Origin of the sequence: Streptomyces sp. ITFR-6, from assembly GCF_031844725.1 — a bacterium.
Lineage (GTDB): Bacteria > Actinomycetota > Actinomycetes > Streptomycetales > Streptomycetaceae > Streptomyces.
Map to the genome: position 1 here is coordinate 6,506,249 of NZ_CP134612.1, position 23,443 is coordinate 6,529,691.

General features: G+C 73.3%; 26 protein-coding genes. 18 read left to right on the forward strand and 8 right to left on the reverse strand.

The genetic code is table 11. The features are described from left to right. Positions 1-12: 12 nt before the first annotated feature. From hisH to RLT59_RS29605, 6 genes are all read left to right on the forward strand, one after another. Positions 13-654 carry an imidazole glycerol phosphate synthase subunit HisH gene (hisH, locus tag RLT59_RS29580; protein ID WP_311307900.1) on the forward strand — a complete coding sequence of 214 codons (642 nt, stop codon included), beginning with the start codon at positions 13-15 and terminating at the stop codon, positions 652-654. Further along, complete coding sequence (gene priA, locus RLT59_RS29585) at positions 654-1,379, forward strand: bifunctional 1-(5-phosphoribosyl)-5-((5-phosphoribosylamino)methylideneamino)imidazole-4-carboxamide isomerase/phosphoribosylanthranilate isomerase PriA (protein ID WP_311306229.1); 726 nt, start codon at positions 654-656, stop codon at positions 1,377-1,379. The genes hisH and priA overlap by 1 nt, the downstream gene beginning before the upstream one ends. Beyond that, positions 1,376-1,774: a RidA family protein gene (locus RLT59_RS29590; protein WP_311306230.1), complete on the forward strand. Its 399-nt coding sequence runs from the start codon at positions 1,376-1,378 to the stop codon at positions 1,772-1,774. The genes priA and RLT59_RS29590 overlap by 4 nt, the downstream gene beginning before the upstream one ends. Further along, complete coding sequence (hisF, locus tag RLT59_RS29595) at positions 1,771-2,526, forward strand: imidazole glycerol phosphate synthase subunit HisF (protein ID WP_311306231.1); 756 nt, start codon at positions 1,771-1,773, stop codon at positions 2,524-2,526. The genes RLT59_RS29590 and hisF overlap by 4 nt, the downstream gene beginning before the upstream one ends. Positions 2,527-2,671: 145 nt before the next feature. Next, positions 2,672-3,259: an ArsR/SmtB family transcription factor gene (locus RLT59_RS29600; protein ID WP_311306232.1), complete on the forward strand. Its 588-nt coding sequence runs from the start codon at positions 2,672-2,674 to the stop codon at positions 3,257-3,259. A 25-nt stretch (positions 3,260-3,284) separates the two neighbouring features. Continuing rightward, a complete protein-coding gene (locus RLT59_RS29605) occupies positions 3,285-4,535 on the forward strand; it encodes an MFS transporter (protein ID WP_311306233.1) in 1,251 nt (416 codons plus the stop codon). Between the two features lie 15 nt (positions 4,536-4,550). Here RLT59_RS29605 and RLT59_RS29610 read toward each other — a convergent pair whose 3' ends face one another. Further along, the gene (locus RLT59_RS29610) at positions 4,551-5,183 is read right to left on the reverse strand and encodes a TIGR03085 family metal-binding protein (protein ID WP_311306234.1); all 633 of its coding nucleotides are present in this window, start codon (positions 5,181-5,183) and stop codon (positions 4,551-4,553) included. Positions 5,184-5,267: 84 nt separating this feature from the next. On the opposite strand from RLT59_RS29610, the gene hisI reads away from it, so the two are divergent. The 11 genes from hisI to lgt all read left to right on the forward strand — a co-directional run bounded on the left by hisI (position 5,268) and on the right by lgt (position 14,341). Next, positions 5,268-5,651, forward strand: coding sequence for a phosphoribosyl-AMP cyclohydrolase (gene hisI / locus RLT59_RS29615; RefSeq protein WP_311306235.1), 384 nt, complete (start codon positions 5,268-5,270; stop codon positions 5,649-5,651). Between the two features lie 11 nt (positions 5,652-5,662). Beyond that, a complete protein-coding gene (locus RLT59_RS29620; protein WP_311306236.1) occupies positions 5,663-7,150 on the forward strand; it encodes an anthranilate synthase component I in 1,488 nt (495 codons plus the stop codon). A 107-nt stretch (positions 7,151-7,257) separates the two neighbouring features. Beyond that, positions 7,258-7,917 carry a TIGR02234 family membrane protein gene (locus RLT59_RS29625; protein ID WP_311306237.1) on the forward strand — a complete coding sequence of 220 codons (660 nt, stop codon included), beginning with the start codon at positions 7,258-7,260 and terminating at the stop codon, positions 7,915-7,917. 136 nt (positions 7,918-8,053) lie between these two features. Continuing rightward, positions 8,054-8,302, forward strand: coding sequence for an HGxxPAAW family protein (locus tag RLT59_RS29630; RefSeq protein ID WP_311306238.1), 249 nt, complete (start codon positions 8,054-8,056; stop codon positions 8,300-8,302). 206 nt (positions 8,303-8,508) lie between these two features. Then, positions 8,509-8,994, forward strand: coding sequence for a DUF2752 domain-containing protein (locus RLT59_RS29635; RefSeq protein WP_311307901.1), 486 nt, complete (start codon positions 8,509-8,511; stop codon positions 8,992-8,994). Between the two features lie 142 nt (positions 8,995-9,136). Then, positions 9,137-9,946 carry an indole-3-glycerol phosphate synthase TrpC gene (gene trpC, locus RLT59_RS29640; RefSeq protein WP_311306239.1) on the forward strand — a complete coding sequence of 270 codons (810 nt, stop codon included), beginning with the start codon at positions 9,137-9,139 and terminating at the stop codon, positions 9,944-9,946. Positions 9,947-9,954: 8 nt separating this feature from the next. Continuing rightward, a complete protein-coding gene (gene trpM / locus RLT59_RS29645) occupies positions 9,955-10,170 on the forward strand; it encodes a tryptophan biosynthesis modulator TrpM (RefSeq protein WP_311306240.1) in 216 nt (71 codons plus the stop codon). 147 nt (positions 10,171-10,317) lie between these two features. Continuing rightward, complete coding sequence (gene trpB, locus RLT59_RS29650) at positions 10,318-11,604, forward strand: tryptophan synthase subunit beta (protein WP_311306241.1); 1,287 nt, start codon at positions 10,318-10,320, stop codon at positions 11,602-11,604. Beyond that, positions 11,601-12,413, forward strand: coding sequence for a tryptophan synthase subunit alpha (gene trpA / locus RLT59_RS29655; protein ID WP_311306242.1), 813 nt, complete (start codon positions 11,601-11,603; stop codon positions 12,411-12,413). The genes trpB and trpA overlap by 4 nt, the downstream gene beginning before the upstream one ends. A 75-nt stretch (positions 12,414-12,488) precedes the next feature. Then, a complete protein-coding gene (locus RLT59_RS29660; RefSeq protein ID WP_311306243.1) occupies positions 12,489-13,316 on the forward strand; it encodes a thioredoxin domain-containing protein in 828 nt (275 codons plus the stop codon). Positions 13,317-13,414: 98 nt separating this feature from the next. Beyond that, positions 13,415-14,341, forward strand: a complete 927-nt coding sequence (gene lgt, locus RLT59_RS29665) for a prolipoprotein diacylglyceryl transferase (RefSeq protein WP_311306244.1) — start codon at positions 13,415-13,417, stop codon at positions 14,339-14,341. A 197-nt stretch (positions 14,342-14,538) separates the two neighbouring features. Here lgt and RLT59_RS29670 read toward each other — a convergent pair whose 3' ends face one another. Genes RLT59_RS29670 through RLT59_RS29700 form a run of 7 tightly spaced genes read right to left on the reverse strand, consistent with a single transcriptional unit; the run spans position 14,539 to position 22,424 of the window. Then, entirely contained in the window at positions 14,539-15,366 is an 828-nt protein-coding gene (locus RLT59_RS29670) for an HpcH/HpaI aldolase/citrate lyase family protein (protein WP_311306245.1), read from the reverse strand. Then, positions 15,363-16,562 carry a CaiB/BaiF CoA transferase family protein gene (locus RLT59_RS29675; protein WP_311306246.1) on the reverse strand — a complete coding sequence of 400 codons (1,200 nt, stop codon included), beginning with the start codon at positions 16,560-16,562 and terminating at the stop codon, positions 15,363-15,365. Before RLT59_RS29675 ends, RLT59_RS29670 begins: the two co-directional genes overlap by 4 nt. After that, positions 16,559-17,443, reverse strand: a complete 885-nt coding sequence (gene rbsK, locus RLT59_RS29680) for a ribokinase (protein ID WP_311306247.1) — start codon at positions 17,441-17,443, stop codon at positions 16,559-16,561. Before rbsK ends, RLT59_RS29675 begins: the two co-directional genes overlap by 4 nt. Beyond that, positions 17,440-18,822 (reverse strand): ADP-ribosylglycohydrolase family protein, encoded by a 1,383-nt coding sequence (locus RLT59_RS29685; RefSeq protein ID WP_311306248.1) that lies wholly within the window; start codon positions 18,820-18,822, stop codon positions 17,440-17,442. Before RLT59_RS29685 ends, rbsK begins: the two co-directional genes overlap by 4 nt. Continuing rightward, positions 18,819-20,021: an ADP-ribosylglycohydrolase family protein gene (locus RLT59_RS29690; RefSeq protein WP_311306249.1), complete on the reverse strand. Its 1,203-nt coding sequence runs from the start codon at positions 20,019-20,021 to the stop codon at positions 18,819-18,821. Before RLT59_RS29690 ends, RLT59_RS29685 begins: the two co-directional genes overlap by 4 nt. Continuing rightward, the gene (locus tag RLT59_RS29695; RefSeq protein ID WP_311306250.1) at positions 19,948-21,168 is read right to left on the reverse strand and encodes an ADP-ribosylglycohydrolase family protein; all 1,221 of its coding nucleotides are present in this window, start codon (positions 21,166-21,168) and stop codon (positions 19,948-19,950) included. The genes RLT59_RS29690 and RLT59_RS29695 overlap by 74 nt, the downstream gene beginning before the upstream one ends. Beyond that, positions 21,165-22,424 carry an ADP-ribosylglycohydrolase family protein gene (locus tag RLT59_RS29700; RefSeq protein WP_311307902.1) on the reverse strand — a complete coding sequence of 420 codons (1,260 nt, stop codon included), beginning with the start codon at positions 22,422-22,424 and terminating at the stop codon, positions 21,165-21,167. The genes RLT59_RS29695 and RLT59_RS29700 overlap by 4 nt, the downstream gene beginning before the upstream one ends. Positions 22,425-22,688: 264 nt before the next feature. Between RLT59_RS29700 and RLT59_RS29705 the strand changes: the two genes are divergently transcribed. Then, complete coding sequence (locus RLT59_RS29705; protein ID WP_311306251.1) at positions 22,689-23,423, forward strand: VIT1/CCC1 transporter family protein; 735 nt, start codon at positions 22,689-22,691, stop codon at positions 23,421-23,423. The last annotated feature ends 20 nt before the right edge of the window (positions 23,424-23,443 follow it).

Here is a 23,443-nt window from a genome sequence, read left to right on the forward strand (position 1 = left end):
GACAGCAAGAAGGTGCACAGCAAGAAGAAGGTCGTCGTCTTCGACTACGGCTTCGGCAACATCCGCTCCGCGGAGCGCGCCCTCGCCCGGGTCGGCGCGGAGGTCGAGATCACCCGCGACTTCGACACGGCGATGAACGCCGACGGGCTGCTGGTGCCCGGCGTCGGCGCGTTCTCCGCCTGCATGGAGGGGCTGAAGAAGGCCCGCGGCGAATGGATCATCGGCCGCAGGCTGGCCGGCGGGCGCCCCGTCATGGGCATCTGCGTCGGCATGCAGATCCTCTTCGAGCGCGGCATCGAGCACGGCGTGGAGACCGAGGGGCTCGACGAGTGGCCGGGCACCGTGGGCCCGCTCAAGGCCGACGTCGTCCCGCACATGGGCTGGAACACCGTCGAGTCCCCGGCGGACTCCCGGCTGTTCGCCGGACTCGCCCCCGAGGCCCGGTACTACTTCGTGCACTCGTACGCCGCGCACGACTGGTCCCTCGAAGTCACCAACGCCAACATCCGTGCTCCCAGGGTCACCTGGGCCACGCACGGCGAACGGTTCGTGGCGGCCGTGGAGAACGGCGCGCTGTGGGCCACCCAGTTCCACCCCGAGAAGTCCGGCGACGCCGGCGCCCAGCTGCTGACCAACTGGATCGAGACGCTGTAATGCCGAAGCTTGAACTGCTCCCCGCCGTAGACGTACGCGACGGCCAGGCGGTCCGCCTGGTGCACGGCGAGTCCGGCTCGGAGACCTCCTACGGCTCCCCGCTGGAGGCCGCCCTCGCCTGGCAGCGCTCCGGCGCCGAGTGGCTGCACCTCGTCGACCTGGACGCCGCCTTCGGCACCGGCGACAATCGCGCCCTCATCGCGGAGGTGGCCGGCGCCATGGACATCAAGGTCGAGCTGTCGGGCGGCATCCGCGACGACGCCACGCTCGCCGCCGCCCTCGCCACCGGCTGCCGCCGGGTCAACCTCGGCACCGCCGCCCTGGAGACCCCGGAATGGGTCGCCAAGGTCATCGCGGAGCACGGCGACAAGATCGCGGTCGGCCTCGACGTGCGCGGCACCACGCTGCGCGGCCGGGGCTGGACGCGCGACGGCGGCGACCTCTACGAGACCCTCGCCCGCCTCGACGCCGAGGGCTGCGCCCGCTACGTCGTCACCGACATCGCCAAGGACGGCACGCTCCAGGGCCCCAACCTGGGTCTGCTGAGGGACGTCTGCGCGGCCACGGAGCGCCCCGTCGTCGCCTCGGGCGGAGTCTCCTCCCTCGACGACCTGCGGGCGATCTCCCTGCTCGTCCCCGAAGGCGTCGAGGGCGCGATTGTCGGCAAGGCGCTGTACGCGGAGGCGTTCACGCTGGAAGAGGCCCTGAAGGCGGTCGCCGCATGACCGACTCCGTCAAGCGTCTCTCCTCCGGCGGCCCCTGGGAGGAGAAGATCGGCTACTCCCGCGCCGTCGAGCTGTCCAACGGACTGGTCCTGGTGTCCGGGTGCACCTCCGTGGTCGGCGGCCAGATCGCCGCCGGCGGCCCCTACGAGCAGGCCGTCACCTCCTTCGGAGTCGCCTTCGACGCGCTGAAGGAGCTGGGCCTGGGCCGCGAGGACGTCGTCCGTACCCGGATGTACCTCACCCACGCCCGGGACGTGGAGGAGATCGGCCGTGCGCACAAGGAGCTGTTCGACGACGTGCGGCCCGCCGCCTCCATGATCATCGTGTCCGGCTTCATCGACCCGAGCCTGGTCGTCGAGGTCGAGGTCGAGGCCTACCGGGCAGGTGCGCGATGACGCTCGCGGTACGAGTGATCCCCTGCCTCGACGTGGACAAGGGCCGCGTCGTCAAGGGCGTCAACTTCCAGAACCTGCGCGACGCCGGTGACCCCGTGGAGATGGCGAAGCTGTACGACGCCGAGGGCGCCGACGAGCTGACCTTCCTGGACATCACCGCCTCCAGCGGCGACCGCGAGACGACCTATGACGTGGTGCGCCGTACCGCGGAGCAGGTCTTCATCCCGCTCACCGTCGGCGGCGGCGTCCGCACCACCGACGACGTGGACAAGCTGCTGCGGGCCGGCGCGGACAAGGTCGGCGTCAACACCGCGGCCATCGCCCGTCCCGAGCTGATCCGGGAGATCGCGGAGCGCTTCGGCCGCCAGGTCCTGGTGCTCTCCGTGGACGCCAGGCGCACCCCCGCGGGCACCTTCGAGGTCACCACGCACGGCGGCCGCAAGGGCACCGGCATCGACGCCGTCGGGTGGGCGCACCGGGCCACCGAGCTGGGCGCGGGCGAGATCCTGCTCAACTCGATGGACGCCGACGGCACCAAGGACGGCTACGACACCGAGATGATCGCGGCCGTACGCGAGCACGTGAGCGTCCCCGTCATCGCCTCCGGCGGCGCGGGCCGGCTCGCGGACTTCGCGCCGGCCGTCGGCGCGGGAGCCGACGCTGTCCTCGCCGCGTCCGTCTTCCACTTCGGTGATCTGCGGATCTCCGAGGTCAAGGGCGCCCTCCGGGAGGCCGGCCACCCGGTCCGCTGAACCCCGTCCACCGAGCCCTGTCAGACGCCACCGGCCATGCGGCCGGTGGCGTCTTCGTGTGTGCAGCCGTGACGAGTCCGAGTTCCGCAACATTTATTGCGCAACAGATATTGCGCAAGTTTTCTTTCCTATCTACCGTGGAGGCATGGCAAGCAAGGAATCACGCAGGGTCTCCGACCTCGGGACCCTCAAGGCGTTCGGACACCCGCTGCGGATGAAGCTCTACCGGGCGCTCTACATCGCCCGGCGGGCCACCGCCTCCCAGCTCGCGGAGCAGGTCGACGAACAGGTCTCACTCGTCAGCTACCACCTGCGCAAGCTCGCCGACCACGGCCTGATCGAAGCGGCCGACGGGCCGGGCAGGGACGGCCGCGAGCGCTGGTGGCAGCCCGCCTCGAAAGGGCTCCGCTTCCACGACGAGGACTTCAGCGACGCGCCGGAGAAGGCCGCCACCCACACCGCCGTCAGCCGGCTCTCGTTCGACCAGCACATCGAGCTCTACCGCCGCTTCCTGGACGCGTACCGGAGCTGGACACCCCCGTGGCGCAAAAGCTCCTTCACCTCCGAGTACCTGACCCGGCTGAACCCCGAGGAACTCTCCTCGCTCGAACGCGAGCTGCACGAGGTCATCAACCGGTACGAGGAGCAGGGCCGCGCCCGCGACGAGGCCGGTGACACGGAGAACCGCGAGAACGTCGCGATGCACCTGTACGGATTTCCGTTCCGGACCTGACCCGGCCACCCGAGAGGACGCCCCCGTGACCGCCACGCGCACGCCCCCAGAGGCCCCGGAACGCCCCGCCCACCGCGACGGCAACGTGCTGCGCTGGCTCGGCGCCTACACCGCGTCCACGATCGGGGACAGCGTCTACTACATGGCCCTCGCCTGGGCCGCCGCCCGCACCGGAAGCGCCTCCCAGACCGGCCTCGTGCTGGCCGTCGGCTCCATACCCAGGGCCCTGCTGCTGCTCGGCGGGGGAGTGCTCGCGGACCGGTTCGGGCCGCGCCGCGTCGTGGTCGTCAGCGACACCGCCCGCTGTCTCGTCATCCTCGGGCTGGCCGGGGCGCTGCTCCTCACCTCGCCCACGGTGTGGATGCTGATCGCCGTCGCCCTGGTCTTCGGCGCGGCCGACGCCCTCTTCCTGCCCGCCGTCGGAGCCCTGCCGCCCCGGATCACCGCCGCCGGACAGCTCGCCCGGGTCCAGGGGATGCGCGGCCTCGCCACCCGGACCGCGACCGTCGTCGGCGCCCCGCTCGGCGGCGTCGCCGTCGCCCTCGGCGGCCCGGTCCTCGCCTTCGCCGCGGCCGGTGTGCTCTTCGCCCTCTCGCTGCCGCTGCTGCTCGCCGTACGGATCCGCCCGCTGCCGGCGGCGGACGCGGCCGAAGCCGTACCCCCCGGCACCGCCTGGCGCGAACTCGTCGACGGGGTGCGCCACATCCGCCGCCACCCGCTGCTCGGGCCGCTCATGCTCGTCATCGCCGTCAGCGAACTGGGCTTCGTCGGACCGCTCAACCTGGGCCTGATCCTGCTCAGCGAGGAGCGCGGCTGGGGCGCCTCCGGCATGGGCTGGGTCGTCGCCGCCTTCGGCATCGGCGCGGGCACCTCCGCCCTGGTGCTGGCCGTGCGCGGCCGGGTCCCCAGGGCGGGGCTCACCATGTGCCTCACCGTGCTGACCGGCGCGGTCGCCATCGGCGCCCTGGCGTACGCACCCTCCGTACCCCTCGCGGCCGCTGTCGCGCTCCTCGTCGGCCTCTTCGCGGGCCTGGGCGGCGCCCTGTGCGGAGCCCTCATCCAGACCGCCGCCGACCCCGCCTACCTGGGCCGCGTCACCTCCGTCTCGACGCTCTTCACCCACGCGCTCTCGCCGCTCAGCTACCCGGCCACCGGCGCGGCCGTCGCCCTCTGGGGCACCGGCCCGGTCTTCGTCGCCAGCGCCTCGCTGTGCGCGGCGGGGGCGGTGATGGGCCTGCTGCCCCGCGCGCTGCGCCGCGCGGAACTCCCGCGCTGACCGCGCGGAGCGCCGCTACATCCCGAGCTTCGCCGTCGTCACCCGGCCGATCGCGTCCTGGTCGCCCTCCAGCTCCACCCGCGCCGCGTCCTGCCGCCCGAACGCGAACAGCAGCAGCTCGCCCGGCTCACCGGTCACCGTCACCACCGGGGTCCCCTTGTGCGCGACGGCGGTCTGACCGTTGGGGCGGCGCAGCACCAAGCCCACCGGCGCCTTGCGCCCCAGCATCCGCGCCGCCTTCTCGGTACGCGACCACAGGACATCGGCGAAGACCGGGTCCAGCTCCCGAGGGGTCCAGTCGGGCCGGGCCCGGCGCACGTCCTCCGTATGGACGTAGAACTCCACGGTGTTGGCGGCCTCGTCCACCTGCTTCACGCCGAACGGGGACATCCGGGGCGGCCCCGTACGGATGAGCTGGATCAGCTCCTCGTACGGCTTTGAGGTGAACTCGTCTCTGATCCGCTCGCTCCGGCTCTTCAAGGGGCCGATCACCAGCCCGGCCGCCGCGTCGGGCCTGCGCTCCCGCACCACCACATGGGCCGCCAGATCCCGGGCCGTCCAGCCGTGGCAGAGGGTCGGGGCCTCCGGGCCCGCCCCCTCCAACAGGTCGGCAAGCAGAAGTCGTTCGCGCTTCGCATGGGTCGACATGTCCGCCAGCGTACGACCGGTGTCCAGCGTCCGCCCAGTGGACGCACGCCCGGACGGCCCTCCTGGCCACGGCACAATGGGGACATGACCAGCTCGCCCACGCCCGGCACCCCACCACCCGCCAGCGGCCTCGACCCCGCCATCGCCGCCCGTCTCAAGCGCGGCGCCGACGGACTCGTCCCGGCCATCGCCCAGCAGTACGACACCGGCGAGGTGCTGATGCTCGGCTGGATGGACGACGAGGCACTGCACCGCACCCTGACCACCGGCCGCTGCACCTACTGGTCGCGCAGCCGCCAGGAGTACTGGGTCAAGGGCGACACCTCCGGCCACGTCCAGCAGGTCAAGTCCGTCGCGCTGGACTGCGACGCCGACACCGTCCTCGTCCGGGTCGACCAGACGGGTGCCGCCTGCCACACCGGGGACCGCACCTGTTTCGACGCCGACGTCCTCTCGCTCGGACAGTAGGGTCAGCCGCCATGGACTTCGACACCTTCCGGAAGCTGGCCATCGACCGGCGCGTCATCCCCGTCACCCGCCGGCTCCTCGCGGACGGTGACACGCCGGTCGGCCTCTACCGCAAGCTCGCGGGGGAGCGCACCGGCACCTTCCTCCTGGAATCCGCCGAGAACGGCCGCACCTGGTCGCGCTACTCCTTCATCGGGGTCCGCAGCGCCGCCACGCTCACCGCCCGCGACGGCGAGGCCCACTGGCTGGGCACCCCGCCGGTCGGCGTCCCGGTCGACGGCGACCCGCTCCAGGCCCTGCGCGCCACCATCGAGACCCTGCACACCCCGCATGAGCAGGATTCCGGACTGCCGCCCTTCACCGGCGGCATGGTCGGCTACCTCGGCTACGACATCGTGCGCCGGCTGGAGAAGATCGGTGAGAGCGGGGGCGACGACCTCAAGCTCCCCGAGCTGACCATGCTGCTCACCTCCGACCTCGCCGTCCTCGACCACTGGGACGGCAGTGTCCTGCTCATCGCCAACGCGATCAACCACAACGACCTGGCCACCGGGGTCGACGAGGCGTACACCGACGCGGTGGCCCGGCTCGACGCCATGGAGCGGGACCTGCGCCGCCCGGTCGAGAACGCCCCCGCCGCCCTGCCGCCCTCCGAGCTCCCGCCGTACACCGCACTGTGGGGCGGCAAGGCCTACCAGGACGCCGTCGAGGACGTGAAGGAGCGGATCAGGGCCGGCGAGGCCTTCCAGGTCGTCCCCTCCCAGCGCTTCGAGACGCCGTGCACGGCAAGCGCGTTGGACGTCTACCGGGTGCTGCGCGCCACCAACCCCTCGCCGTACATGTACCTCTTCCGGTTCGACGGCTTCGACGTCGCGGGCTCCAGCCCAGAGGCGCTCGTCAAGGTCGAGGACGGCCGAGCGATGGTCCACCCGATCGCCGGGACCCGGCACCGGGGCGCCACCCCGCAGGAGGACCAGGCCCTCGCGGACGAGCTGCTGGCCGACCCGAAGGAGCGTGCCGAGCACCTGATGCTCGTCGACCTCGGCCGCAACGACCTGGGACGGGTCTGCGAGCCCGGCAGCGTCGAGGTCGTCGACTTCATGTCGGTCGAGCGGTACTCGCACGTGATGCACATCGTCTCCACCGTCACCGGCCGCGTCGCCGAGGGCCACACCGCCTTCGACGTCCTCACCTCCTGCTTCCCGGCGGGCACCCTCTCCGGAGCCCCGAAGCCGCGCGCCATGCAGATCATCGAGGAGCTCGAACCCACCCGCCGAGGCCTCTACGGCGGCTGCGTCGGCTACCTCGACTTCGCCGGGGACTCCGACACCGCCATCGCCATCCGCACCGCCCTGCTGCGCGACGGAACGGCGTACGTCCAGGCCGGCGCGGGGGTCGTCGCGGACTCCGACCCGGTCGCGGAGGACACCGAGTGCCGCAACAAGGCCGCGGCGGTGCTGCGCGCCGTCCACACGGCCAACCGGCTCGGCGGCGCGTGAGGGCCTGACGCGCACCCGGCACCCCGCGCGGGCGGGGGGCTCCCGGGCGGCCGGGGGCTCCATCTCACACCCCCCGTGTGCCCGTAACTGCGGGGCGGTAGGGGATAGTGGGGTACGTGAGCGCTGTCCCCGTACCCCAGCCCCGTGCCGAAGCCGCCTCCGCGCCCGACAGCGCGGGAAGCCGCCGAAGCCTGGCCGCCGGCCTGCTCCTCGGGGCAGCCGGCGCCACCGTCGTCCTCCTCGCGTCCGGGCAGACCTGGGCCCGGGGCCGGGCCTCGGTCGGCGGCGGCGCCCTGCCGCTGAGCGCCGACGGACAGGACGTCACCGGTGTCCCGGCCGCCCTCGCCATCGTCGGCCTGGCCGCCCTCGTCGCCGTCTTCGCCGTCCGCAGCGGCGGCCGGCTCCTCGTCGCGGGACTGCTCGCACTCAGCGGACTCGGCGCCGCGCTGAGCGCCTTCCTCGGCGCCTCCGACAGCGCCGCGCTCGACGAACGGGCCGCTCAGAGCACCGGCGACAGCGCCGCCACCATCGGCGCCCTCAGCCACACCGCCTGGCCCTATGTGACCGCGGCCGGCGGGCTGCTGATCCTGCTCGCCGGGCTGCTCGCCCTGCGCTACGGCAGGCGCTGGCCCACGATGTCCGGGCGGTACGAGCGCGACGGCACCCCGCGCCCCCGCAAGGCCCCCCGCAAGGCGATGGATCCCGATCGGCCCGAGGACCTGTGGAAGGCCCTGGACCGAGGCGAGGACCCGACGCGCGAGGCATGACCCCCAGCTCACGTCCACTCCGCACGTACGGGACAATGGGCCGAGCTCACAGCACAGCGGCACCCACAGCGGCACCGGCTCTGCGCACAGCGACACCGAGCGATACCAACAGCGCAACACCAACGAGGAGCAACTCATGGCGGGCAGCAGCCACGGACACACCCCGGCCGCCTGGACCGGTGTCATCATCTCGTTCATCGGCTTCTGCGTCGCAGGCGTCTTCATGGTCGCGGCGAACCCGCTCGGCTTCTGGGCCGGTATCGCCGTCACCGTCATCGGCGGGATCGTCGGGCTCGCGATGAAGGCCGCCGGTCTCGGCATGCCGAAGGAGTCGGCGGAGCTGGCCCAGGCCAGGGCCCGCGCCGGGCAGGCGCAGACCTCCTGACCCCCTCCGCGGGACGTACGCACGCGAGGCGCAGCCCGGATCGGGCTGCGCCTTTCCGCGTCAGCGGCGACAATCACCGGGTGGACGCTTCGCCCTCTCCAGCCGCCCCGCCGACGCCGGGCCACCACCCCGCGCCCGGCGCCTCCGCGGCCCCCGGCCACCTGCCCGCTCCGGACGGCGAACGGCCACCGCCCGGCCCGCCCCCGCTGCCCGGCGGACACCCGCCCGCGCCCGGCCCGCCCGCGGGGCAGCCGGGACCGTTCCCGCCGGTCTTTCCACCGGCGCCCGTCCCCGCCTCACGGCTGCGGCGGATCGCCGCCCCGGCCGGTGTCATGGCGGGCGTCCTCGGGGCCTTCGTCCTCGTCGGCTCCGTCGACCCCAACGAGCCGGGCCACTACCCGGTCTGCCCGCTGCTCCGGCTCACCGGCATCTACTGCCCCGGCTGCGGCGGGCTGCGCAGCGCCTACGCGGTCGCCCACGGCGACCTGGGGACGGCGTTCGGCTCCAACGCCCCCGCCGTCATCGGCTACGGGATCTTCGCAGTGGTCTGGGTCCTCTGGATGGTCCGCGCGGTCGCCGGGAAGCCCGCGCGGTTCGCGCCGCGGCCCGTGCACTGGTGGGCGATCGGAGCCGTCCTGCTGATCTTCACCGTTGTTCGGAACCTGCCGTTCGGATCGGCGCTGGCGCCGTGAACACCCCGGCGGCGGCGGGCTGTGCGAATGCCCAGGTAGTGGGACATCCGTCGGCCGGATGCGGGCCCATCGGCCTCCTGCGGATACCATCGGCATGGCTGATCCTGTTCTCTTGTCACCGTCCCGGAAGGGGGCCGATCGCGTGAGTGTGCTCGACGAGATCATCGACGGCGTACGCGCCGACCTCGCGGAGCGGCAGGCGCGCGTCAGCCTCGACGAGCTGAAGGAGCGCGCGGCGCGCGCTCCCCAGGCGAAGGACGGAGTCGCCGCCCTGCGCGGCGAGGGTGTGACCGTCATCTGCGAGGTAAAGCGCTCCAGCCCCTCCAAGGGGGCCCTTGCCGCCATCGCCGACCCGGCCGCACTGGCCGCGGACTACGAGGCGGGCGGCGCCTCCGTCATCTCGGTCCTCACCGAGGAGCGCCGCTTCGGCGGTTCGCTCGCGGACCTGGAGGCCGTCCGCGCCAAGGTCGACATCCCGGTCCTGCGCAAGGACTTCATCGTCACCTCCTACCAGCTGTGGGAGGCGCGGGCGTACGGTGCCGACCTCGCTCTGCTGATCGTCGCCGCCCTCGACCAGGAGGCGCTGGTCTCCCTCATCGAGCGCGCCGAGTCCATCGGCCTGACGCCGCTGGTCGAGGTGCACGACGAGGAGGAGGCGGAGCGTGCGGTCGACGCCGGCGCACGGATCATCGGCGTCAACGCGCGCAACCTGAAGGACCTCAAGGTCGACCGCTCCACCTTCGAGCGGGTCGCCCCCGAGATCCCCGACCGCATCGTCAAGGTCGCGGAGTCCGGTGTCCGGGGTCCGCACGACCTCATCGCCTACGCCAACGCCGGCGCGGACGCCGTACTGGTCGGTGAGTCCCTGGTCACCGGCCGCGACCCGCGGGTCGCCGTCGCCGACCTGGTCGCCGCCGGCGCCCACCCCGCACTCCGGCACGGACGGGGCTGACCTCACCCGTGTCCACCGACCGTTCCGCGCCCCGTGTCCGGCCGGGCCTGCGCCCCGCCGCGGCCACCGGCCGGGACCCGCACGCGCCGCTGGCGCGCGGCTGCCGCCCCCGCGGCTGCCGCGCCCCCGCGCGCCGCGTGCACGGCCGGCGGGTGCGGTACGTGATCGGTGACGAACCCGGCCAGGTCAACGGCATGCGATGGCGCACGGGGTCCGCGCAGTAGAGCGAACCCCGGCCGTCGCACCCACCGCCCTCCGGTGGTACCGCACGACCCGCACCGCCCGGCCCCCGGCCGAGGCGGCGCCTCGCTCACGGCGCAATACGGTGAATCCACGCATCCACCCCATGCCATGCCGAGGAGCACGTCGAGATGTCGTCCGACTTCTTCATTCCGGACCCGGAGGGTCTGATCCCCAGCGCCGAGGGGTATTTCGGCGCGTACGGCGGAAAGTTCATCCCGGAGGCGCTCGTTGCCGCCGTGGACGAGGTCGCCGTCGAGTACGACAAGGCGAAGGCCGACCCGGCGTTCGCCGCCGAGCTCAACGAGCTCATGGTCAACTACACCGGCCGCCCCAGCGCGCTCACCGAGGTGCCGCGCTTCGCGGAACACGCCGGGGGCGCCCGGATCTTCCTCAAGCGCGAGGACCTCAACCACACCGGCTCACACAAGATCAACAACGTGCTGGGCCAGGCGCTGCTCACCCGGCGCATGGGCAAGACCCGGGTCATCGCGGAGACCGGGGCCGGCCAGCACGGCGTCGCCACCGCGACCGCCTGCGCGCTCTTCGGCCTCGAATGCACCATCTACATGGGCGAGGTCGACACCGAGCGCCAGGCGCTGAACGTGGCGCGGATGCGGATGCTCGGCGCAGAGGTCATCGCCGTGAAGTCCGGCTCCCGCACCCTCAAGGACGCCATCAACGAGGCGTTCCGCGACTGGGTCGCCAACGTGGACCGCACGCACTACCTCTTCGGTACGGTCGCGGGCCCGCACCCCTTCCCCGCCATGGTCCGCGACTTCCACCGCGTCATCGGCGTCGAGGCCAGGCGGCAGATCCTGGAGCGGACCGGCCGGCTGCCGGACGCCGCGGTCGCCTGCGTCGGCGGCGGCTCCAACGCCATCGGCCTCTTCCACGCCCTCATCCCGGACGCGGACGTCCGCCTCATCGGCTGCGAGCCGGCCGGGCACGGCGTGGAGACGGGCGAGCACGCGGCGACCCTGACCAAGGGGGAGCCCGGCATCCTGCACGGTTCGCGCAGCTACGTCCTCCAGGACGAGGAGGGCCAGATCACCGAGCCGTACTCCATCTCGGCCGGTCTGGACTACCCGGGCATCGGCCCGGAGCACGCCTACCTGAAGGACACCGGCCGGGGCGAGTACCGCGCCGTCACCGACGACGCGGCCATGCAGGCGCTGCGGCTGCTCTCCCGCACCGAGGGGATCATCCCGGCCATCGAGAGCGCGCACGCGCTGGCCGGTGCCCTGGAAGTCGGCAAGGAGCTCGGCAAGGACGGCCTGATCCTGGTCAACCTGTCCGGCCGGGGCGACAAGGACATGGACACGGCGGCCCGGTACTTCGGGCTGTACGAGACCGACGCGGCCGTCGAGGCGGACGCGTCCGGCCGCGGCGCCGAGATCGAGGGGGACGCCAAGTGAGCGGCAACATCGAGCTGTTGGACACCGCCCTCGCGGCGGCCAAGGCCGAGGACCGGGCGGCGCTGATCGCGTACCTGCCCGCCGGGTTCCCGACCGTCGACGGCGGCATCGCGGCCATCAAGGCGGCGGTCGAAGGCGGCGCCGACGTCATCGAGGTGGGCCTGCCGCACAGCGACCCGGTGCTCGACGGCCCGGTCATCCAGACCGCCGACGACATCGCGCTGCGCGGCGGCGTGAAGATCGCGGACGTGATGCGCACGGTCCGCGAGGCGCACGAGGCCACCGGCATCCCGATCCTGGTCATGACGTATTGGAACCCGATCGACCGGTATGGCGTCGAGCGCTTCACCGCCGAGCTGGCGGAGGCGGGCGGCGCCGGGTGCATCCTGCCCGACCTGCCGGTCCAGGAATCCGCCCTGTGGCGCGAGCACGCGGCCAAGCACGGTCTCGCGACCGTCTTCGTCGTCGCGCCCAGCAGCAAGGACGAGCGCCTCGCCACCATCACGGCGGCCGGTTCCGGCTTCGTCTACGCCGCCTCGCTGATGGGGGTCACCGGCACCCGCGTCTCGGTCGGGGAACAGGCCGAGGACCTGGTGCGGCGCACCCGCGCCACCACCTCGATCCCGGTCTGCGTCGGCCTCGGCGTCTCCAACGCGGACCAGGCCGCAGAGGTCGCCGGGTTCGCGGACGGGGTCATCGTCGGTACCGCCTTCGTCAGGTGCATGCTGGACGCGCCCGACGAGGCGGCCGGCCTGGCGGCCGTCCGCTCACTGGCGGCCGATCTGGCCGAAGGTGTTCGAAAGCGCTGATACCGGGCGTCACCCGAATGGGTGGACCTGGGACCGGGGAGGCACGCGAGTGCCTCCCCGGTTCGTTGCTGCGGTGTGAGCGAGAAGAACCAAGAGGGAAAAAGGGCCGCGCGAGACCGGCTGATCCAGCAGCGTGAGCAGTTGAAGGCGCGAGAGCGCCGTCGCCGCACGCTGATCGTCTCGACCGCCGTGGTGGGTGTCCTCGCCCTGGCCGCCGTCGTCGGTGTGATCGCCGCCAACAGCGGCGGAAAGGGCAGCAAGGACAAGGCGTCGGGCCCCGCCGTCGCACCGTCGGGCGCGACCGGCAAGGACAGCCTCGCCATCCAGGTGGGAGCGGACGACGCCCCGTCCACCCTCACGATCTGGGAGGACTTCCGCTGCCCCGTCTGCGCCCAGTTCGAGAACGCGTTCCGGGACACGATCCACCAGCTGGAGCAGAGCAAGCAGCTCAAGGTCGAGTACCACCTCGCCACGCTGATCGACGGCAATCTCGGCGGCAGCGGCTCCCTCCAGGCGGCCAACGCGGCGGCCTGCGCCCAGGACGTGGGCAAGTTCTCCGCGTACCACGACATCCTGTACCGCAATCAGCCGCAGGAGGCCGACGACGCCTTCGGTGACAACAGCAAGCTGATCGACCTGTCCAAGAAGGTCGACGGACTCGACACGCCCGCCTTCCGCAGCTGTGTCGACGACGGCACGCACGACAGCTGGGTCCAGAAGTCCGACAAGGCGTTTCGCGACGGCGGCTTCCAGGGCACGCCGACGGCGCTGCTCAACGGTCAGTCGATCTTCCCCAAGAAGGACAACGAGCCGATCACCGTCGCCAACCTGAAGAAGTGGGTCGCGGAGGCCAACAAGGGCAAGGGGAAGGGCACGGCCACCCCCGCCCCCTCGGGGTCCTGAACGGCGGATTCCCGGGGAATCGATGACCGGCTCGTTACCCAGAAGTTGTCGGGCGGGTTGCCGCACTTCCCGCCCGGCAAGGTAGCGTCGACCCTGCCATGGACCTTGCCTACATTCCCAGCCCGTCGACCGGCGTGATCGATCTCGGCCCGATCCCGCTTCGCGGCTACGCGTTCTGCATCATCATCGGTGTGTTTGTCGCCGTCTGGCTCGGCAACAAGCGCTGGATCGCCCGAGGGGGCAGAGCCGGCACGGTTGCCGACATCGCCGTCTGGGCGGTGCCCTTCGGCCTCGTCGGCGGGAGGCTGTACCACGTCATCACCGACTACCAGCTGTACTTCAGCGACGGTGAGGACTGGGTCGACGCCTTCAAGATCTGGCAGGGCGGCCTCGGGATCTGGGGTGCGATCGCGCTCGGCGCGGTGGGTGCCTGGATCGGCTGCCGCCGCCGGGGGATCCCGCTGCCCGCCTGGGCCGACGCGCTCGCCCCCGGTATCGCCGTGGCCCAGGCCTGCGGCCGCTGGGGCAACTGGTTCAACCAGGAGCTGTACGGCCGCGAGACCGACGTCCCGTGGGCGCTGAAGATCAGCGAGGGCCCCAACCGGGCGGCGGGCACGTACCACCCGACGTTCCTGTACGAGTCGCTGTGGTGCATCGGCGTGGCCCTCCTGGTGATCTGGGCGGACCGCCGGTTCAAGCTCGGACACGGGCGGGCGTTCGCGCTCTACGTCGCGTCCTACTGCGCCGGTCGCGCGTGGATCGAGTACATGCGCGTCGACGAGGCCCACCACATCCTGGGCCTGCGCCTGAACGTGTGGACCGCGCTGATCGTGTTCGTGCTGGCGGTGGTCTACATGGTGATCTCGGCGAAGGCGCGGCCGGGCCGCGAGGAGATCGTCGAGCCCGGGGCGCCGGACTCGGCTGACGCCGAGGACGCGGAGCCCGGTGAGGCGAAGTCCGACGACGCGGCGGTGGAGTCCGACGCGTCGAAGACGGAGGATGCGGCGGAGACGGCCAAGGGCTGACGCCGCCACGACGACACCGAGGGGCCGCCGGACAACCCGGCGGCCCCTCGCGCGTGTGCGCCACGCCCCCCGTCGCCGGGTGCCCTCAATCGCCGGACAGGCTTGGTTCTGCCGTCCGTGGCTCTGTCTCTGCGGGCCCCGGATCGGCGTGGAAATCAAGCCCGTCCGGCGATGGAGGACAGAAGGGGCCCCCGGGCTCAGCGTGGGCCCGTCACCACCGTGCGCCCGGCCAGGGCAAGCGTGCGGTGGGCCGAGGCCACCACCGCCGCGTCCACGAAGCGCCCGTCCGGCAGGGCCAGCGCACCCGCCTCCACACGGGCCGCCTCGACGATCTCCTGCGCCGCCTCGATCTCCTGCGGCGTCGGCCGGAACGCCCGCTCGATCACCGGAAGCTGCCGGGGATGGATCGCCGCCCGCCCCAGGAACCCCAGCGCCCGCCCGTGCGCGCAGGACGCCCACAGCCCGTCCAGGTCCCGGACGTCCGGGAACACCGACTGGGTCGGCGGGGCCAGCCCGGCCGCCCGGCACGCGACCACCGCCCGGCTGCGCGACCAGTCGAGCCCCGTGTCGTCACGCACCCCCAGATCGGCCCGCAGATCCGCCTCGCCCAGCGCGATGGACCGGACCTGCGGATGGGCGGCGGCCACCGAGTACGCGTGCTCGATGCCGAGCGCCGACTCCAGCAGCGGGCAGAGCGCGACCCCGGGGGCCAGCGCCGCGATGTGATGGACGGAGGCCGCATGGGTGATCTTCGGCAGCCGCAGCTCCGCGAGGCCCGGCAGCCCGGCCAGGGCCGTGACGTCGGCCTCGGTGTGGACCCGGACGTGGAGCGGCGCCGCGCCGGCGTCCGCAGGATCGGAGAGAAGCTCCGCGGTCGCCGCCCGCGCGTACTCCTTGCGGTCCGGGGCGACCGCGTCCTCCAGGTCCACGATCACCACATCCGCCCCCGACGCACGGGCCTTGCGCACCACTTCGGGCCGGTCCCCGGGGACGTACAGCCAGCTCAGGGGGATCGTCGCGGTCACAGGACACGCTCCGCCCGCAGCGCCGAGATCTCCGCGCCGCTCAGCCCGAGCCCGGTGAGGATCTCCTCGGTGTCCGCGCCGTGCGGCCGTCCCGCCCAGCGGATCGCCCCCGGGGTCGCGGAGAGCCGGAACAGGACGTTCTGCATCCGCAGCGGGCCCAGCTCGGGGTCGTCGACCTCGGTGACGGAGTCCAGCGCCCGGTACTGCGGGTCCTCCATCACGTCGCGGATGTCGTGGACGGGCGCGATGGCGGCCTCCGCCTTCTCGAACGCGGAGACCGCGTCGTCCCGGGTGTGCCGGGCGATCCAGTTGCCGACCGCCTCGTCGAGCTCCTCACAGTGCTCGGCGCGGGTGGTGCCGGAGCCGAACCACGGCTCGTCGATCAGCTCCGCCCGTCCCACCAGGCGCATCACCCGCTCCGCGACGGACTGCGCGGAGGTGGAGACGGCCACCCACTGACCGTCGGAGGTGCGGTAGGTGTTGCGCGGGGCGTTGTTGCGCGAACGGTTGCCGGTGCGCGGCTGGACGTAGCCGAGCTGGTCGTACCAGAGGGGCTGCGGGCCGAGCACCGTCAGGATCGGTTCGATGATCGCCAGGTCGACGACCTGCCCCTCCCCGGTGCGTTCCCGCGCGGCCAGCGCGGTCGTCACCGCGAACGCCGTGGCGATCGCCGCGATCGAATCGGCCAGCCCGAACGGCGGCAGCGTCGGCGGACCGTCCGGCTCCCCGGTGATCGCCGCGAATCCGCTCATCGCCTCCGCGAGCGTCCCGAAACCGGGCCGGTGCGCGTACGGGCCGAACTGTCCGAAGCCGGTGACCCGGGCCAGCACCAGCCGGGGGTTGACGGCGTGCAGCTCCTCCCAGCCGAGCCCCCACCGCTCCAGGGTGCCCGGCCGGAAGTTCTCGATGATCACATCGGTGTCCGCGGCGAGCCGCAGCAGGATGTCGCGCCCGCCGGCCCCGGACAGGTCGAGGGTCATGGTGCGTTTGTTGCGGCCGAGCAGTTTCCACCACAGCCCGATGCCGTCCTTCGTGGGGCCGTGGCCCCGGGACGGGTCGGGGCGGCCCGGATGCTCGACCTTGATCACCTCGGCGCCGTAGTCACCGAGCATGGTGGCGCACAGCGGCCCGGCGAAGAGCGTGGCCAGGTCGAGGACCCGCACTCCGGTCAGCGGCGCTGCCGCGGGCCCGGTCACGCGGCGTCGATTTCGCTGCGGTACGGCATGGACGTGGAGGCGCCGGGCTTCTGTACGCAGAGCGCGGCGGCCGCGGAGGCCCATGCGACGGCCTGCGGCACCGGCCGGCCCTCACCGATGGCCACCGCGAGCGCGCCGACGAAGGTGTCGCCCGCGCCCGTGGTGTCGACGGCGCTGACATCGGGGGCGGGGAAGTGGACGGCGGTGCTGCCCCGGGCCGCGTACAGGCAGCCCTTGGAGCCGAGCGTGATGAGGACCGCTGGTACGTGACCGAGCAGGACCTCCGCCGCCGCGTGCGGCTCGGTGTGCCCGGACAGTTCGGCGGCCTCGTGCTCATTGGGGATCAGCAGGTCGACGCAGTCCAGGAGTTCGTCGGGCAGCTCCCGCACGGGCGACGGGGTGAGGAGCACGCGCACCCCCTGGGCGTGACCGGCCCGCGCACCCTCGATCACGGCGGACAGCGGCAGCTCCAGCTGGAGCAGCAGCAGGTCGGCCCCGGCGATCGCGGCGATCTCGCCGGGACCGAGCGCGGTGACCGCGCCGTTGGCGCCGGGGATGACCACGATCGCGTTGGAGCCCTTGGCGTCCACCACGATGTGCGCGGTACCGCTGGGCCCCTCGACGGTGTGCAGCAGGTCGGTGTCGACGCCCGAGTGCTCCAGGTTCTCCCGCAGCCTGAGACCGTATTCGTCGTTGCCGACGGCGCCGATCATCGTCACGTCGCCGCCGGCGCGGGCGGCGGCGACCGCCTGGTTGGCCCCCTTGCCGCCGGGCACGGTGCGGAACTCCCGTCCGGTGACGGTCTGTCCGCGCTCCGGGGCCCGGTCTGTGTAGGCCACGAGGTCCATATTGGTGCTGCCGAGCACCGCGACTCCGGTCATGGGCACAGGTCCTCCTGGTGGGTGAGCCGGTGGGTCAGGTCCGCGAGGGTGTCGAAGCCGACCGAGTCGAAACCCGGTACGGACGTGGCGAGACGGTTCTTCAGCGGGGTGGTCCACCGGTCGGGCAGTGCTTCAGGCCGCCCGGCCAGCAGTCCGGCGAGCGAACCGGCGGTCGCCCCGTTGGAGTCGGTGTCCCAGCCGCCGGACACCGCACGACACACCGAGCCGGAGAAGTCGCCGTCGGCGTGCGTGAGCGCGGCGGCGAGCAGCGCCGCGTTGGGCAGCACGTGCACCCAGTGGTAGTGGCCGTACGCCGCGTGCAGCCGGTCGACGACCGCGTCGAAGTCGTCCTGCGCGCGCGCCGCTTCGATGCCGTCCCGTACCGCCCGTGCGAACCGCGAACGCGGTGGTACGACCCTGAGCCCGGCGGCCAGGCAGCCGTGCACATCGGCCTCGCCGCCGGCCGCCTCCGCCAGGGCGGCGGCGGTGAACATGGCGCCGTACACCCCGTTTCCGGTGTGGGTGAGGACCGCGTCCCGGTGGGCCTGCTCCGCCGCCGCGGCCGGGTCGCCGGGGTGGGTCCAGCCGTGCACGTCGGCCCGGATCTGCGCACCGATCCACTCCCGGAACGGATTGCGGTACGAGGCGGTGTCCGGCGGCTCGATGCCGTCCAGCAGATTGCGGTACGCGACCCGCTCCGCGGTGAACGTCCGGCCGGCCGGAAGCTCGTCCAGCCAGAGCCGGGCGAGGTCCGCGGTGGTGAACGAGCGGCCGTGACGCCGGAGCAGCAGCAGTGCCAGAAGGGGGTGGTTGAGGTCGTCGTCCTCCGGCATCCCGTCGATGTTCTCCGCGAGCGAGGTGGCCGCGGAGCGCCGGTTCCAGGGGTAGGTGGCGGCCAGTTCAGGGGGCAGTCCCCTGGCGGTGAACCAGGTGGCCAGCGGCCAGTTCCCGGTGGCGCGGGCCAGGGCGCGGATGCCTTCCAGCGGCAGCTTCTCGACCGGTTTCCCGAGCAGACAGCCCGCCGCCCGCCCGAGCCAGGCCGCGTGCAGCCGCTCGCGGTCCACGCCGGACGGCGCCGTGCGGGGGAGCGGCCAGCGCGGGCAGGCGGCCCGGACCGCGTCCAGACCGGTCGGCTCGTCGTCGGCCAACGGCGATTCCAGCACGGCGAGCTCGTCCAGCAGGCGGCCGGCGACCGCGCGCAGTCCTGGCGGTGCGGGGTGCTCGGAGGCGCCCGCGCGATCCGGGGCGGGCGACCCGCCGGCCTCGTACCACCGGCGCTCGATGTCCCGGGCGTCCCGTCCGTCCTGCGCGGCCTGCCGCAGTTCGTGTCCGATCAGGTCCTCCGGCTGCACCCAGGTGGCCCGCACGGTCGCGGTCATGGGGTGCCCGCCAGCGCGGTGAAGGCGCTCTCGTGGGCGCGGCGGCGGGCCGTGTCGTGTGCGAAGACCTCGCGGGCGACCTCCGCCAGGGTCCGGGCCGGGGCGTGCAGATCGAGGCGGCTGGCCCCGGCGACCGTGCTCACCCAGTCGGCGGGGATCGCGCCTTCACCGTGCAAAGCGCCCGCGACGGCGCCGCTCATGGTGGCGATCGAGTCGCAGTCCCGCCCGTAGTTGACAGACCCCAGGACCGTGCGCCGGTAGTCCCCGTCCCCGACGAGCAGCATGCCGAGTGCGACGGGGAGTTCCTCGATGGCGTGCAGCCGGGACGGGCGGCGGGCGCCGAGCGAGGGGGCGCGGTAGTCGGGCCCCACGGTGTCGAAGGGGGCGACCGCCTCCCGCAGCGGGGTCAGGGCGGACTCGAAGTCCCGGTGCCCGACGGCCGTTTCGCAGACCGCGTCGATCGCCGCCCGGGTGCCGTCCTTGGCGAGCGACAGACACGTCTCGATGACGCTGGTGGGCGTCGCCCCCGGGACGCAGGCCGCGGCGACGGCGGCCGCGAACACCCCGGCCGCCTCCCTGCCGTACGAGGACTGATGGGCGCCCGCGACATCCAGCGCCTCGGCGTAGGCGGCCTGCGGATGGGCCGCGTTCACCAGGCCGACCGGCGCCATGTACATCGCGGCACCGCAGTTGACGATGTTTCCGGAGCCCGCCTCGCGGGGGTCGACGTGGCCGTAGTGCAGCCGGGCGACGATCCACTTCTCGGCGAGGAAGACCCGCTGGAGCGGCAACGCCTCGGCCTCCAGCTCCGGAATCCAGCGGGGGTTGGAGATCAGCTCCGGTACCAGGTGGTCGGCGACCGAGTACGCGTCGAGGTGGCCGCGCACCTTGCCGTACACCCGGACGAGCGCATGGGTCATCAAGGTGTCGTCGGTGACGTGCCCGTCGCCCTTGTGGTACGGGGCGATGGGGCGGGCGGTCCGCCAGTCGTCGCCGTCCCAGGGGCCGACGACGCCGGTGATCCGCCCGCCGTGCCGGGCCACGATCTGCTCGGGGGGCCGCCCCTCGACCGGACCGCCGAGCGCGTCACCGACGGCGGCGCCGACGAGCGCGCCCGCGATCCGTTCATCGAGAGTGAGCGCCTTGGTTGTCGTGGGCGGTGCGGACCTCGTGGGCGCCGGGGGCGCGGTGGATGTCATGTCCGAATTGTCCACCCAGGGGTGCCGGTTCCGTGTCTGCCAGCAGCCCGGCGAGTTCCAGCAGATCCGTGCCCGCGAAACGGGGCAGCGCACACCCCGCGAGGGTGCGGCAGGCCTCGCGCCAGCCGTCCGGCACGGCGGCGATGGAGCCGAGCGCGCCGGTCAGCGCACCGGCCAGGGCCGGTGCCGAATCCGCGACCCGGGACAGGCAGGCGGCGGACGGTACGGCCTGCGCGATCTCGCCCCGGGCGGCGGTGGCCAGGGCGAGGGCGACCGGGACGGTCTCGGCCGCGGCGATCCCGTAGCTGTAGACGTGGTCCACGATCTGGTGCTCCAGCACCGGTACGAGGGCGAAGGCGCCGGCCGCCTCTCCGGCGAAGTCGCGGGCGATCCGGACCGCGTGGGCGGCGTTGCGGGCGATCTCGGTGCCTTCCGGGAGCTGGTCCAGCGCGGCGTTCACCGCCGTGTCCACGTCCGCCCCGCCGAGCGCCTGCGCGATCGCGGCGGCCATCGCCCGCGCGCCGTGCACCCCGTCGCCGTCCTGGGTGTAGCGCGCGTCGAACTCCGCGAGATCGGCCGCCGCCTCCGGATCGCCGGGGTGGACGACGGCCAGCACGGCGGCCCGCACGCACGCCGCGTCGTCGAAGTAGTGCGGGTTGTCATGGCCGGTGGCGGGCGGTCGCAGCCCGGCGGCGAGGTTGCCGAGCCCGGCCCGTACCGAGATCCGGGCCCGCAGCGGCAGCACCGCCGACTCGACCTCCGGCGCCCGCGCGGCGGCCGCGGCGACCTCTGCTGCCAGCGCGTTCCAGGCGACGTCCACCGCGGCCCGGATCCGGCGGCCGGGGGAGAGGCCGTGCAGCGGGCCCGCCGCGGAGGTCAGCACGGTCCCGGCCGCGAACGCCGCCCATTCGGCGTCGTCGGAGGGGCCCAGCCGCAGCGGCTCGGGCGGCTGGTTGAGGGCGATGGGGACGGGCAGTGTGGTGGTCGCGTTCTGCTCGGCGAAGGTGTCCAGCTCGCGGGTGAGGCGCCGGGTCCACTCCGGCATCCGGGCCGCCCGGTGTCGCGCGGCCGGCCAGCCGGCGGCGTCCCCGGCGGCCAGCCCGAGCAGCAGCCCCTCGATCCGGGCGCGGCGGGCGGTGCCGGTCATGGGCGCACCGCCGGTGCGCCGTCGCGGCCGGTGCGTTCCCCGGTGTCTTCATCGGGAGGGGGCGCCCCGCCGCCGGGTCCGGGGTCCGGGGGCCGTTGCCCGACCCGTCCGTCCGGCTCCGCCTCTGCCGGGGTGAGGAGTTCCGCGATGTCCAGGACGTGGTACCCGCGCATCGAGGGCAGGCAGCTGCCCCGGACCGGGCCGATCGCCGCGGCCCAGTGCGCCGGAATGGCCGAGGCCCCGTGCAGCGCCCCGGCCAGCGCGCCCGCCACCGCGGCCGTGGTGTCGGCGTCGCGGCCCATGTTGACCGCGGTCAGCACCGCCGTACGGAAGTCGCCGCGCGCCGCGGCGAACGCCCCGAAGGCCAGCCCGACCGCCTCCGGCGCCAGATCCGTCCACGGGTAGCCGCCGACGACCACGGCCGAGCGCACCGCGCGCTCCATCGTGAGCCGGTCCGGGTAAGGGCGCTGGGCGGCGGTCACCGCGCGGCGCAGCGAACGCGCCGTCCAGGAGTCCATGGGTACGACGGAGAGCGCGGCGGCGATCACGGAGGTGAGCCCGGACCCCGTCATGGCGGCCGCCACCCCGGCCGCCACCGCCTGGCCGCCGTAGATGCCCTCGCCCTCGTGGCTGACCCGGCCGTCCACCGCGACCAGCCGGGCCGCCTCGGCGGGCCGGCCCGCCGCGAAGACGCCGAACGGCGCCGCCCGCATCGCCAGTCCGTCGCTCCAGGCGTGCCGGTGCTGGGCGGAGATCGGGGCGGCCAGCCCCCGGCGCAGGTTCTCCAGCGTGCCGCGCTCGCTGAAACCGGCACCTCGGAACGGCCCCTCGTCCAGATCCGCGATCCACAGCCGCCAGGCCCGCTCGACATGGGTCACGGTCAGCGCCGAACCGTGCCGGGCCAGCAGCAGCCCGGAGAAGATCGCGTACTCCGTGTCGTCGGTGCCCGCCGGGTCGTCGCTCACGAAGCTCTCGATCCGGCCCCAGCGGCGGCGGATCTCGGAGGGCCGCATGTTCTCCGCGGGGGCGCCCAGCGCGTCGCCGACCGCGAGGCCCAGCAGCGAGCCCCTGGCCCGGTCCGCCGGACCGCCCCGGACGGTGTCGCCGTGGGCCGTTCCGCCCCGGACCGTTTCCCCCCGGACCGTTTCGCCGGGGGCCGGTGCTCCCCGTACCGCTGCCCTGCTGTCCGTCCGCGTGCTGTCCGTCCGTGTGCCGTCCGTCCGCGGCGCTGCCGGATTTCCCGCCATCAGCTCCATCGCGTCGACCCTTCGCTCGTACCGAGCCAGTTCTCGTACCTGTGGGATCTGTGCCACGCGGAGCCGGGACAGAGGCCGGTAATCACCACAAAAGGGCCACTCGGATGACGGCCTTCGGACAGCAAGGCAAGCCGTACCTACCTGGTCACAGACAGTGGTAAGTGCGGCCTGCCTTGCTGGCGGGGGCCATTTTTCGTGCGTACTTTCGATGGTGTCGAACGGGGCCGGAGCGGGTGAACACCCCTCCGGGAGAAGGGGAGAGCTGTGTCCATCACCGAGACCGACGCCGTACTGCACGAGGCGCACCGGGACAACCACACCCACCGCGATGTCAACGGTGGCTGGCTGCGGCCGGCGGTCTTCGGGGCCATGGACGGTCTCGTCTCGAACCTCGCCCTGATGACCGGCGTCGCGGGCGGTGACGTCTCGCACCGCACGATCGTGATCACCGGGCTGGCCGGTCTGGCCGCCGGGGCTTTCTCGATGGCGGCCGGCGAGTACACCTCCGTCGCCTCGCAGCGTGAGCTGGTGGAGGCCGAACTCGACGTCGAGCGGCGTGAGTTGCGCAAGCATCCGCTGGACGAGGAGCGGGAGCTGGCGGAGCTCTACGAATCCCGGGGCGTCGAGCCAGGCCTCGCCCGCGAGGTCGCCCGGCAGCTGTCGCGCGACCCGGAGCAGGCCCTGGAGATCCACGCCCGCGAGGAGCTCGGCATCGACCCGGGCGACCTGCCCTCGCCGCTCGTCGCCGCCGTCTCCTCGTTCGGCGCCTTCGCGCTGGGCGCCCTGCTGCCCCTGCTGCCGTATCTGCTCGGCGCGGACGTGCTGTGGCCGGCCGTGCTGCTGGCCCTGGCCGGGCTCTTCGGCTGCGGCGCGGTGGTCGCCCGGGTCACGGCCCGCAGCTGGTGGTTCAGCGGACTGCGTCAGCTGGTGCTCGGCGGCGCGGCGGCCGCGGTCACCTATGGCCTGGGCATGCTGTTCGGCGTCGCGGTCGGCGGCTGAGCCACTCGCACGCGTTACGG

Excerpts from the sequence above, each read along its gene's own strand:
- priA (WP_311306229.1), top strand. The coding sequence starts at position 654 with ATGCCGAAGCTTGAACTGCTCCCCGCCGTAGACGTACGCGACGGCCAG.
- RLT59_RS29620 (WP_311306236.1), top strand. The coding sequence starts at position 5,663 with ATGGACTTCGACACCTTCCGGAAGCTGGCCATCGACCGGCGCGTCATC.
- hisF (WP_311306231.1), top strand. The coding sequence starts at position 1,771 with ATGACGCTCGCGGTACGAGTGATCCCCTGCCTCGACGTGGACAAGGGC.
- RLT59_RS29685 (WP_311306248.1), bottom strand. The coding sequence starts at position 18,822 with ATGACCGCGACCGTGCGGGCCACCTGGGTGCAGCCGGAGGACCTGATC.
- RLT59_RS29590 (WP_311306230.1), top strand. The coding sequence starts at position 1,376 with ATGACCGACTCCGTCAAGCGTCTCTCCTCCGGCGGCCCCTGGGAGGAG.
- trpB (WP_311306241.1), top strand. The coding sequence starts at position 10,318 with ATGTCGTCCGACTTCTTCATTCCGGACCCGGAGGGTCTGATCCCCAGC.
- RLT59_RS29700 (WP_311307902.1), bottom strand. The coding sequence starts at position 22,424 with ATGGAGCTGATGGCGGGAAATCCGGCAGCGCCGCGGACGGACGGCACA.
- RLT59_RS29630 (WP_311306238.1), top strand. The coding sequence starts at position 8,054 with ATGGCGGGCAGCAGCCACGGACACACCCCGGCCGCCTGGACCGGTGTC.
- hisI (WP_311306235.1), top strand. The coding sequence starts at position 5,268 with ATGACCAGCTCGCCCACGCCCGGCACCCCACCACCCGCCAGCGGCCTC.
- rbsK (WP_311306247.1), bottom strand. The coding sequence starts at position 17,443 with ATGACCGGAGTCGCGGTGCTCGGCAGCACCAATATGGACCTCGTGGCC.
- RLT59_RS29600 (WP_311306232.1), top strand. The coding sequence starts at position 2,672 with ATGGCAAGCAAGGAATCACGCAGGGTCTCCGACCTCGGGACCCTCAAG.
- RLT59_RS29695 (WP_311306250.1), bottom strand. The coding sequence starts at position 21,168 with ATGACCGGCACCGCCCGCCGCGCCCGGATCGAGGGGCTGCTGCTCGGG.
- lgt (WP_311306244.1), top strand. The coding sequence starts at position 13,415 with ATGGACCTTGCCTACATTCCCAGCCCGTCGACCGGCGTGATCGATCTC.
- RLT59_RS29610 (WP_311306234.1), bottom strand. The coding sequence starts at position 5,183 with ATGTCGACCCATGCGAAGCGCGAACGACTTCTGCTTGCCGACCTGTTG.
- RLT59_RS29690 (WP_311306249.1), bottom strand. The coding sequence starts at position 20,021 with ATGACATCCACCGCGCCCCCGGCGCCCACGAGGTCCGCACCGCCCACG.